Origin of the sequence: Streptomyces sp. NPDC006314, from assembly GCF_040613075.1 — a bacterium.
Lineage (GTDB): Bacteria > Actinomycetota > Actinomycetes > Streptomycetales > Streptomycetaceae > Streptomyces.
Genome location: NZ_JBEXRL010000024.1, coordinates 14,722 through 25,805 on the forward strand (window position 1 = coordinate 14,722; position 11,084 = coordinate 25,805).

Genomic DNA, 11,084 nt, shown 5'->3' on the forward strand with positions numbered 1-11,084 from the left:
GTCGGGGCCTCGCCGGGCATCGCTTCGAGTCGGTGTGGCCCGGCGGCCGCAAGGGCGGCGGATCGTGCCGGTCGGGGCGGTTCAGGCCGGGTCGGGGGTGCGGGCCGGGGCGAGCAGGCCGGACAGGAGTGTTCCGACGATGCGGGGTCCTTCCCGGGTGAGCACGGACTCGGCGTGGAACTGCAGGGAGGCGAAGTGGGGGCCGCGCAGCGCGTGGACCTCCCCGGTGGCCGCGTCCCGGCTGACCCGAATGGGTCCCACGCCGGGTGCGGTGACCGTATCGTCCTCGCTGATCAGGGCGAAGGTGTTGTAGAAGCCGACCTGTTCGGGGGCGCCGAACAGGTCGATCTCCTTTTGCACCCCCTGGTTGGGCACCGTCCTGCGGCGCAACGGCAGGCCCAGCCTGAGTCCGAGGATCTGATGGCTGAGGCACACGGCCAGGAACGGCCGGCCGGTGCGCAGCAGCGTCTCGACGGTGGTGTGCAGGTGCCGCATCCTTGGGTGCGCGGTCTCCTGCGGATCGCCCGGACCCGGCCCCATCACGACCAGGTCGTGGCCCGCGAGGGTGTATTCCTCGTCGTAGCGGCGCACCGTCACATGCAGTCCCAGGCACCGCAGTTGCCGGTCGATCATCGAGGTGAAGGTGTCCTCGGCGTCCACGATCAGGACGCCGCGTCCGGCCAGGTGCGGCAGCGCGGAGGCACGTTCGGCCGTGTCGGACAGCCAGAAGGCGGCCAGGGATTCGTTGCGCAGCTCAAGGGCCCGGCGCACGCTGGGATGGTCCGCGAAGCGCCGGGTGCGGCCGCCGTTCAGGGCGGCGACGAGTCCGGCCGCCTTGGCGCGGGTCTCGGCGGCCTCGGAGGCGGGGTCGGAGTGCCGCACGATGGTGGCACCCACGGCGATGTTGAGACGGCCCTGGCGGGTGATGTCCGCGGTGCGGATGAGGATCGCGGAGTCCATGACCCGCCCACCGGTGGCGTCGCGTCCGATGAGCGCGGCGACGCCGCTGTAGTAGCCGCGGCCCCCCGGCTCGTACTGGTGGATGATGCGGCAGGCGCTCTGCAGCGGGCTGCCGGTGACGGTGGGGGCGAACATGGTCTCGCGCAGGATGTCGCGCACGTCGCGGCCGGTGCGCCCTTCGATGAAGTACTCGGTGTGCGCGACCTGGGCCATCTCCTTCAGGTAGGGGCCCACGACACGGCCGCCCGCCGGGCAGATCCGGGCCATCATCTTGAGTTCCTCGTCGAGGACCATGTACAGCTCGTCGGTCTCCTTGCGGTCGTCGAGGAAGTCCAGCACACCCGGCAGCGTGGGCCCGGAGGGCGGATAGCGGTAGGTGCCGCTGATGGGGTTCATGACGGCCGTGCCGCCCTCGAGGCTGACGTGCCGTTCGGGCGTGGCACCGACCAGGATCCGGGTGCCGGTGTCGATCAGGAACGTCCAGTGGGCTCCGGCCTCGCGCTCCAGGAGCCGGCGGAAGAAGGCGGGGGCACTGTGCGGGCCGTAGTCGGTGATGTCGGCTACGAAGGTGCGTTTGATGACGAAGTTCGCGCCCTCCCCGGTGCCGATCATCTCCTTGACGATACGGCGCACCGTTTCCTCGTAGGTGGCGTCGTCGACGTCGAAGTCCGCGCCCGCCAGCGGGGTCGGCACATCGGGGAGGCGGGCCAGCGCCTGGCCGAGCGGCAGCTGCTGCTGGCCGGTGACGGTCATGGCCACCAGCGGCGTGGCGTCGTCGGCGCAGGCGAAGCCGCGCTCGGTGAGCTGCCGGTAGGGAACGACGACGAGGACCTCGTGGTGCGCGCCGGTGCCCGCGTCCGGAGTGGGGGGCAGCGGGATGTCGGCGAGCGTGGCCGGCCAGGACACCGAGCCGGCCACGACCTCCACGACACCGGGCCCCGTCGTGGCGGGCCGGTGCAGCAGGGCGTATCCCTGCCGTCGGCCGTTCAGCACCTGCTCCAGCAGATCGCCGGCGCTGTCGTGGCCGGGATTTCGGGGCGGTGGGTAGGTCATGTGAGCAGCCCCTTGGCCGTGGTGACCTTGGCGCAGCACTCGGCGGCGTAGGTGAGGGCCGAGCGGTGGTGGCGGGGGGTGAAGTCGGCCGTGGCGTCCGCGACGAAGAACGGCTGGATGTCGTGGGTGAAGGCGTCGACGGCGGTGGCCAGCACACCGACGTGGGCGTAGACGCCGCACAGGATGAGCTGGTCGCGGCCCTGGTCACGCATCCGCTTCAACAGGTCGGTACGGAAGAAGGCGCTGTATCGCCACTTGGTGAGCAGCCAGTCGTCCTCGGCCGGGGCGAGGGCGTCGACCACCTGGCGGTCCGCGGGTTCCGGTCGCATGCCCGGGCCCCAGAAGTCCTTGAGCAGACCGCGTTGTTCGTCGTCCATGCCGCCGGGCTGGGCGGTGTAGGCGACGGGGATACCGAGCGTGGCGCAGCGATCGCGCAACTGCGCCGCGTTGCGGATCAGTTCCTCGCGCATGCTGTCGGGGAAGGGGCTCAGGAAATAGCGCTGCATGTCGTGGACGAGAAGGACCGACCGGTCGGGTTCGGCGTTCCAGTGCACGACGGGGGTGGGCAGGTCGCCCTCGGCGGGCAGCGGGTACGGGCTGATGGGGGGTATGCCGGTCATGGCTCCACTTCCTGGCTTGCCTGGTCGGTAAGGGGTGCGCAGCGCGACCTCGTGTACGCGGAAGCCGGCTCAAGGGGTCCAGGACGAGACCACGGAGACGGCCTGCCGCGGGTTGAGGCGGGGGTCGCAGTGCGAGGTGTAGCGCTCGGCCACGCAGTCGAGGCCGGCCTCGGTGGCGGCACATTCGGTGACGTCGTCCGGCGTGATCTCCAGGTGCAGTCCGCCGGCGACTCCGCCCGCGCCGCGCACGGCCTCGACGAAGCGGGAGACCTCGAGCGAGACGGTCGGAACGAGCCGTGACTTGTGGCCGTCGGGCGCCGTCACCGTGTTGCCGTGCATGGGGTCGGTGAGCCAGACGACGGGGTGGCCCGCGTCGCGTACGGCTTCGACGAGGCGGGGCAGCCGGTCGGTGACGCGGTCGGCTCCCATGCGTGCGATGAGGGTGAGCCGGCCGGGGTCGCGCCAGGGGTCGAGCCGCTCGCACAGGGCGAGCAGTTCGCCGGGCTCCACGGAGGGACCGACCTTGCACGCCACCGGGTTGCTCACCTGGGCGAGCAGGGCGACGTGGGCGCCCTCGACCTGGCGCGTGCGTTCGCCGATCCACGGCCAGTGGGTCGAGCCGAGGAACAGCCGCCCCGCCTCGTCCGTGCGGAGCATGGGCATCTCGTAGTCGAGGAGCAGCGCCTCGTGGCTGGTCCACACCACCGGTTCCACCGTGTCACATCGTGCGGCGTGTTCGCGCCATCCCAGGTGCTCGACGATGTCGCAGGCGGCCATGTAGCTGGTGAGGATCCGCAAGGGGTCGGGGCGGCGGCTGTCGTGGTCGGGCTCGGGGCCGTTGACCATGTGGCCGCGGAAGACGGGGAGTTCCGCGCCGTCGACGGATTCGGTGGGCTGCGAACGGGGCTTGGCGAACTGGCCCGCGATGCGTCCTGCGCGCAGGACGGGCTTGCCGGTGATCAGGCCGAGCGTCCCGGCGAGCAGGTCGAGCAGTGCGGCCTTGCGTGCGACGTCGTCGCGGGTGCACTCCCCCGGGTCCTCGGCGCAGTCCCCGCCCTGCAGCACCATGGCCTCGCCGAGCGCCACCTTGCCCAGCAGGGTCCGCAGCGTGGCCACGTCATCGGCCCGGACGAGGGTGGGCCGCTGGGCGAGTGCCTCGGCCACGCGGCTCACCTGCCGCAGGTCGCTCCATTCGGGCTGTTGTAATGCCCCACGGATACGTATCTCCCGTATGACGTCTTCCATGACCATCTCCGATACCGAGCGCCCGCAGTTACTGGAAGGGGTTCATGAACTCGCGGTTCTGCTGGGTCTTCCCATTCTTTCGAGCAACTGAATGGCCATGAAAACCGACTTGACAGGTTGCTCTCGGCACGCGTGATCCCGTCAGCGATCCTGCACCAGGAGGCAGGCGTCCGCAACGAAGATCCACGAACGGTCGATGAACACTCGAGGGGAATTCGATCGGGACACCATCGGTGTATACGGGTACCGGCTGACTTATTGCCAGGAATGCAGTGGACAACCTGCTGGGGAAATACGCTCGGCCAGGTGGAGGCCGGCCATGGTCGCTCACCAAGCGGATGGTCTGGATCCGCCCGCGCGGGTGCCGAGTGCCATGGCTTGAGGGGAATGGCCGTCGGACTCGCGGAGGAGCTCATCCGGCCCGGCCGTCGACCAGGTGCGTTCCCGTGTGATGCCGATCCGCACCAGCGGCGGGTTGGCCGCGGCGAGCACCCGGGGCCACGTTCTCGGCCCCGGTGACTGCCGGGGCCATGCAAAGGGCCCTGGCCGTCAGTGAGCGAAGAGGCGGCGGCGTGAGCTGTCGGCACGCCGCCGCCGAGCGCCCCACGGCCGACGCGCGTTGCGGCAGGCCGCACCCGGACACCGCGCGCTGCGGCGGGGAGAGCCGGGCCGGTGAAACCGGGTCGCCGTCGAGGCCGCGCCGACCGACGCGGTGCGAGGCCGGGCAGACACCGACCGGCAACGGCTTCAGAGGCCACGGCCCGGCGCGCTCCTGCCGCCGAGCGCGGGCCGCACGCAGGGCCTTGGTCGCAAAACCGGGTGACCTTGGCCGAGAGAAAGGACTGACCGACGGGGCTGTGCCGGCGGGGCCTCCCAGCGCAGCCGGTCGTATCGCTTCCGCCCCGGACAACTGGGCACCCCGGACATGCGGCGGCGCCTGGCCCGCGTCGTCGGCATCGCTCTCACTGCCCGGGGTGCGGTAGGCGAGCGCGAACAGCAGGTGCCGCGGCTTCTCGAAATCCACAGTCCGGTGCGGATGAACAGGAGATGGGGCCGCGTTCCCTTGCCTGGTCGGGCACCGTGCTGCCTGCCCGACCAGGAGGGAGACCGGCTACAGGTAGGGGCGGGTGATCAGTTCGATCGCGTGGCCTGCAGGGTCCTTGAAGTACACGCCACGGCCACCGTGCTCGGTGTTGGTCTCGCCGGGGCGCTGCATCTGCGGATCGGCCCAGTGCTCGATGCCACGCTCGCACAGGCGCTGGTAGGCCCGGTCGAACAGTTCCTCGTCGATGAGGAACGCGTAGTGTTGCATCTGGATGTCCACCGGGGGTTCGGCGAACTGCAGCAGTACGCCGTCGTGGAGCTGGATGTTCGTGAAGGGACCCCAGGACGGCGCTTCGGGAAGTTCCAGCAATTCACGGAAGAACCGCGCTGAGACGTTGCGGTCCTTGGCGGCGATGATGGTGTGGTTGAACGTGACTGTCATGCGGTGACCTCGCTGGTGCTCGACACGGGAGAAAGGACTCACAGTGCGCGAGCGTGGGGAGGTCCGCGTGGTGGACGGCATGGGCACCTACGGTGCACCCGCCGCGCGGTCAGTCCTCCACCGGATAGCCGATCCGTGTGTGGCGTAGCGCCGGTCCGGTGTTCACGGCAGCGACTATACCGGATCGGCCGGGCGGGCCGGCAGGCTGGTCGTTCCCCTCCGGGTGCGGCACGTGGGAGGCGCCGGACGTCACGCTGGTCGCTGAGGAAACACGCCAGCACCTCGAACGAACACGTCTGGGTCCCCGCCGCCCCGCGTGGGGGGGGCAGGTGCGCGGCGTTGGTGCAACTCGTGTGCCGCATCATCTGCCTGCGCCACCTGTCCAAGGGACACCACCGCACCTCGTCCACCGAAGGAGAGACCCCTCAGTGACCTACGCCGAACCGTTCGCCCACATCAAGATCCGTGTCGCAGCGGCCCTGTTCAACGGCGATGAGATCGCCCTCATCCACCGCACCAAGAACGGTCGGGACCAGTACACCCTGCCAGGCGGCAACGTCGAACCCGGCGAGCCCATCCAGCAAGCGCTCGCGCGCGAACTCGACGAGGAACTCGGCCTGAAGCTGGCAGAATCGAGCAGCGTTCCGCAGCTGACCTGGATCCAGGACGCCATGGTCACCCGCCCCGGCAGCGCCCCACCCCGCAAACTTCACCTGGTCTTCCGCGTCCACATCACCAACTCCACCCGCGCCCACCTGCGCACCGTCGAGCACGATGACACTGCCGGCGCCGGCCACCTCACCTGGTGCCACTACAGGGACACGGCCGACAAACCGCTTTACCCACCGGTCCCGCTCGCCGAACTCGCCACCCCCACCGCACCGTCAGCCGCCGACCGGGCTCTCCTGCCGACCCTGGACGACACGAACTACCAGTGGATCTGACCCGCCCCCGGCCCATGCCATACCGCCTGTCCTCGAGACCGCGTGCTCGAGGAGACGACTATGGCTGCCACAACCACCCGGTGAACGTGAAGCATCGGCTGGTCCCTTCGTCGATCCGGAAGAGCTGTCGTCACGGTCGGGCGGGAACTCGGTGGAGCACTGCTGCCCGAACGTCACGCCAGCGACACCAGTGAACCTGCAACGACAGGTTGCCGATCGTGGGCAGCGGGGCGCCTCCGCCTTTCTGGCTCTCACCGGTCCAGGCCGGCCGTGTGGTGTGGTCCCCGGACGCGACTCCCTTGCCGGCGCTCGGCTGGTGACGCGTCCGGAGCACGACTCACCACGGCCCGGCCGGTGCCGACTTGCCCACGGCACCCAACCGGAGCGCGCTGATGGTCTTCGGGCTGGACGGCCTTCAGGCCTTGCCGGGCGGCGCCCACGGCTTCTCGGGAGGCTGCGGGCCTTCCAGGGCGCCGCGGAACTTCTCTTTCAGGCTTTTGGGCGGGGCCTCCTTCTCCTCCTTCGCGTGCACGAGCCGGGCAGTGGTCACTCGTATCTGACAATCGCGGTGCCGCTGTCTGAGAAGCACCACCCAGGCACCGTCATGGGTGAGGAAAGCGTTGCGCGACGGCTGGTCTCCCGGCCTGGCATGCCGAGCCAGAACTCCCGGTGTGTAGTGCAGAGCCGCGTCCTCGGCCGCGGCAGCGGCCTCTGCCTCATCCCCGCCGATGTGGTGAGCGGCTACCACCATCCACCGGTGCAGCCTCAGTTCCACGCCCTCGACGCGCTCCGTCACTCGCGTGTCCTCTTCGATGAGGACGTACCACTCGGCAGTCATGGCCGGTACCTATCCGTCTTTGTCTGTCTTCCAGGGCGTGGGACGGCCCCGGCTGCGATCGTAGGTCTCCAGCAGCGTGCCAAGCATCAAGGCGGTGGGGGTACGGAGAGCGGGGAACGGCCGCGTCCCCTGCGTCAGTCGTGAGCGGGTGAGCCTGCGTCGCCGGAGCGCGTGTACCGATCCGGGGGCGCTCGTCCTGCCGTCCAGCCGTACCGGCACCCGACGGACGACGCCCGGCCAGGCATGACACGCGCCGACAGGTCCGGGCGCGCGGCCGAGGGGCGCTCTTCAGCCGCTTCCCCACCGGGCAAGCGCACGCAGCGCGGCGCCGCGTCCCTGGTTGGGCACTGTCCACAGTGTCTGACCTCGCACCCCCCAGCGCTCCAACAGCGCGTTGGCGGCGAGGAATCCGCTCGTCGCGGCGCGCTCCATCAGCGCCACCGGCAGGTCCGTGCGCACCAGGTCGCCGGCCAGTACGAGACCGGGTTCGGGGGTACGCACGGTCGGTCGGTCGGGATAGCCGCCCACGGGGAAAGAGGGGCAGTCCTGACGCCATTCGTGTCGGACGTCGAGGACGGTGGCCCGCCGGGTTTCCGGGTACACGCGGTGCAGTTCCTCCGTCAGGCGCTTCTGCTCGACGTCTCGGGAGGCATCCGGCCGCACCGCGTAGGCGTGCAGTTCCACGACGGATCCGCCGGTGCGCGCCGCCCATCGGGTCGCCTCGTCCTCCCAGCGCTCCAGCACGCTGATGTTGTCGAGGCCGCCGTATCCGCTCGTGCCCAGGAACCCGGGGCGCGCGGGATCCACGGGGCGGTCCAGCCACATGCGGGTCACCAGGAAGGGCGGTGCGGTACGCAGCCGTTGGATTCGTTCGCGCCACGGCGCGCTGCCCAGCCGGTCGGAGCGGCCGACGAGGGACCGCAGGCCGGCCGCGTCCAGCGCGAGCACGACCGTGTCGTGACGCCGTTCCCCGCCGTCGACGGTGACCACGTACCCGCCGTCCGGCGTGCGCGCGATGTGCTCGACGACCGTGCCGGTCCGTACGTCGGCACCGTGCCGGCGCAGGTAGTCCGCGAGCGGATCCCACAGGGCTGCCGGGAAGGGTGCGCGGGGTACGTCGAACAGCAGGCCTTCGGCGGAGCCGAGGAAGTAGATATGGAACATCAGCACCATCTCCGCCGCCGACAGCTTCCGCGGGTCGGCGAAGAAGCTGCGGGAGAAGACCTCGAACGCCAGGTGCCGGGCCCGGCTCGGGAAACGCACGGCTTCGAGGAAGTCGTAGGCGCTGGTGTCGTCGAGGCGCTCGTACACCTCGGGGACGCGTACGTCGAGCAGGGGCAGGGCGGCGAGGGGGTTCATCGCGCGCAGGTCCCGCAGGCCGAAGGACGGACTCAGCGCGACGAAACCGAGCGCGCTCCACGGCGGGGTGCGCGGGACGTGGCGGAAGCTGTCCCGCAGGCCACTGCTGTGCTGCAAGGGGTAGTCGGGCAGGGCGGTCAGGCGTTCCAGCCGGGGATCGGTACGGCGCAGCAGGCCCCGGAGGTTGTAGTACTGGCGGAAGAAGGCGTGGAAGCCGCGGCTCATCGTCGCGGTGGAGCCGTCCGCCAGGTCGACCGGCCATCCGCCGGCGCGCCCGCCCAGGTACGTTTCGCGCTCGTACAGCGTCACGCCCACTCCGCGTTCGGCCAGTGCCGTGGCGGCGGCCAGTCCGGCGATCCCGCCGCCGACGACGGCGGTCGTGGGGCGGGGGCCGTCGATCCGCGGGGCTCCCGGGCGCGGTGGCAGGAGGTAGGCGCGGCGATCGCGGCCGCGACGGGCGCCGTCGGGACGGTGGGCGCCGCCAGGCTGGTGGGCGGCGCCGGGTCGGTGGGCTCCGGTCATCGCCCGCTCCCCGTCGCGGAGTCGGCCCGGCGGGCGACGAAGGTGTGTGCGATGCCCGTCTGCCAGCCCGGCAGCGGCAGGGCCCTCACGTCGGCGAATCCCGCGGCGCGGATCCGTTCGGCGAATCGTTCCACGGTGTCGAACTCGACGACGCTGCGCCACAGATGACGGTAGAGCCTGCCGTCCCCGAGCACACCGGCGACCGGTTGGACGATGCCACGGCACACCAGCGTCCACACCACGCGGTCCGCTCGGCGGCCGCTGAGGGTGTACTCGTGCACTCCGAGTCGTCCTCCCGGAGTCAGCAGCGTGCGCACCGCGCCGAACACGGCGTCGGGATCGGACAGGTTACGGAAGAGGTAGGCGGCGAACACGGCGTCGAAGGGGCCCTTCACCCCGGCTTCGGGCAGGCCCTCCGCCGGGGCGTGCACGAAGGTCACACCGGCCGGCCACGGCTTGGCCGCGGCTCGTTCGAGCATGCCGGCGGACGCGTCCACCGCCGTGATGTCCGCGCCCGGCAGCGCGGAACGCAGCGCGGCGGTCGAGGCGCCGGTGCCGCAGCCCAGGTCCAGCACGCGCATCCCTTCTCCGTAGCCGGGCAGTCCGAGGCGGCGTACCGAGCGGCGCAGGTGTGCGTGATAGCCGGGGTTGGCGGCCACCAGCGTGTCGTACCTGCGGGCGGCGTGATCGAACGCGGCGGCGAGGTCCTCGTCGCGCAACAGGTCCATGTGGTCTCCAGGGGCACGGGTGGCCGGTTCGGCGGGGAGCGGGTCAGAAAGGCGGGGGGCGGGTCGAAGTGCGGGGTGGCGGGCGCGGATCAGGGGTGGTCGAAGGGGCGGCGGGGCAGGCCGGGCAGTTCCAACGCCGAACGGAGCATGGGCCCGATCGGTGTGTGAAAGCCGATGGAGAGGTCTTCCACCAGGTGGGTGCCCCCGTCGAGGAAGCGCAGGACTCGGTTCATGGGCACGCGCTCGAACATCCGTGAGAAGAGTGCCGGGCCGTCGACCCGGCCGCTGGCCAGGGCGCGCAGCAGTACGGCGTCCATGGCCCGGGAGCGGGCCGAGTGGGCCGGTGGCGGGGCGGGGTGCTGACCCCGGCGCAGGGCGGCTGCGACGGCGCGTGTCTGGCGCTGAAGCCCGGCGAAGGTGTATCCGGTCGACGGGCGGGTGGCGCCACCGGCGGCTCCGATGCGGAAGACGGACTGCCCGACCTGTCTCGGCATCGGGCCGTCCGTCATCGGGATGACCCCGGTCTCGGTCGCGATCACCTCGCTGTCGCCGAGCCGCAGGACGTCCTCGGCGTAGTGCCGTACGGCCGCTTCGTAGCCGTGCGCCGTCAGGACGCGCGGGGAGAACTCCGTGTACTCCACCAGGGCCTCGTGGCGGCCGGTGGGCAGCACATAGCCGAACGACAGGCCGTCGTGGGGCTGCGGGGTGCGGAAGTCCATCAGTTCAGCGGTTCCGGGATCGAAGGCGGGCCGGGCCGTGCGGACGAACCAGCCGTGGAAATGCTGCAGCAGAGTGGTACGGGCCGCCGGGAGGCTCCCCGGCGGACGGGAGTCGAACACCCAGCGGGCATACAGGAGACGCGACCGGCCGTCGGCCGTCCGGAGGACGATCCGGGCTCCCCCGCGGATGTCCTCGACCGTCTCGACGGTCGCGACCAGGCGCCGCACGTTCGGGCTGCGCGCCAGGTCCTGTGCGACGAGGTCCTCGAAGTCGTCGGACCGGATCATCTTGTAGCGCAGCGGCGAGATGTCCCCCGTCACGGCGGCGCCCGTCGGGGGACGCACGCGCAGGGTCCGCCAGGTCGCGGTGACGGCGGCTTCGAAACGGTTGCGGCCGCCCTCCCAGAAGCACCACGTCCGGCTCGGCGGCCGCAGCGGTCCGGGCGGAGCGTCCACGAGGACCACTGATGGCGTACGCGTTCCGGGCAGGTGCCCCGACAACCGGTGTGCCAGGGACAGTCCGGCCGCCCCGGCGCCGACGACCGCCACATCCGTCTCCCGCACGACGACTGCCTTCCTCCTGCGCCTCCTGTTGCGCACTTGGCCGATG

9 protein-coding genes are annotated in these 11,084 nt (G+C 71.0%); 1 reads left to right on the plus strand and 8 read right to left on the minus strand.

What is annotated here, in order from left to right:
* Positions 1-81 precede the first annotated feature (81 nt).
* From ABZ079_RS31625 to ABZ079_RS31640, 4 genes are all read right to left on the minus strand, one after another.
* Complete coding sequence (locus tag ABZ079_RS31625) at positions 82-2,013, minus strand: anthranilate synthase family protein (RefSeq protein ID WP_356942869.1); 1,932 nt, start codon at positions 2,011-2,013, stop codon at positions 82-84.
* Entirely contained in the window at positions 2,010-2,633 is a 624-nt protein-coding gene (locus tag ABZ079_RS31630; protein WP_356942870.1) for an isochorismatase family protein, read from the minus strand. Before ABZ079_RS31630 ends, ABZ079_RS31625 begins: the two co-directional genes overlap by 4 nt.
* Positions 2,634-2,702: 69 nt before the next feature.
* Entirely contained in the window at positions 2,703-3,878 is a 1,176-nt protein-coding gene (locus ABZ079_RS31635) for a 3-deoxy-7-phosphoheptulonate synthase (protein WP_356942871.1), read from the minus strand.
* A gap of 1,111 nt (positions 3,879-4,989) precedes the next feature.
* Complete coding sequence (locus ABZ079_RS31640) at positions 4,990-5,364, minus strand: VOC family protein (RefSeq protein WP_356942872.1); 375 nt, start codon at positions 5,362-5,364, stop codon at positions 4,990-4,992.
* Between the two features lie 428 nt (positions 5,365-5,792).
* On the opposite strand from ABZ079_RS31640, the gene ABZ079_RS31645 reads away from it, so the two are divergent.
* Positions 5,793-6,308 (plus strand): NUDIX hydrolase, encoded by a 516-nt coding sequence (locus ABZ079_RS31645; RefSeq protein ID WP_356942873.1) that lies wholly within the window; start codon positions 5,793-5,795, stop codon positions 6,306-6,308.
* Positions 6,309-6,723: 415 nt separating this feature from the next.
* Here ABZ079_RS31645 and ABZ079_RS31650 read toward each other — a convergent pair whose 3' ends face one another.
* From ABZ079_RS31650 to ABZ079_RS31665, 4 genes are all read right to left on the minus strand, one after another.
* A complete protein-coding gene (locus ABZ079_RS31650) occupies positions 6,724-7,104 on the minus strand; it encodes a hypothetical protein (protein WP_356942874.1) in 381 nt (126 codons plus the stop codon).
* Positions 7,105-7,434: 330 nt separating this feature from the next.
* Positions 7,435-9,027, minus strand: coding sequence for an FAD-dependent oxidoreductase (locus tag ABZ079_RS31655; RefSeq protein ID WP_356942875.1), 1,593 nt, complete (start codon positions 9,025-9,027; stop codon positions 7,435-7,437).
* Positions 9,024-9,755, minus strand: coding sequence for a methyltransferase domain-containing protein (locus ABZ079_RS31660; protein ID WP_356942876.1), 732 nt, complete (start codon positions 9,753-9,755; stop codon positions 9,024-9,026). Before ABZ079_RS31660 ends, ABZ079_RS31655 begins: the two co-directional genes overlap by 4 nt.
* A gap of 89 nt (positions 9,756-9,844) precedes the next feature.
* Positions 9,845-11,038, minus strand: coding sequence for a lycopene cyclase family protein (locus ABZ079_RS31665; RefSeq protein ID WP_356942877.1), 1,194 nt, complete (start codon positions 11,036-11,038; stop codon positions 9,845-9,847).
* Positions 11,039-11,084 lie beyond the last annotated feature (46 nt).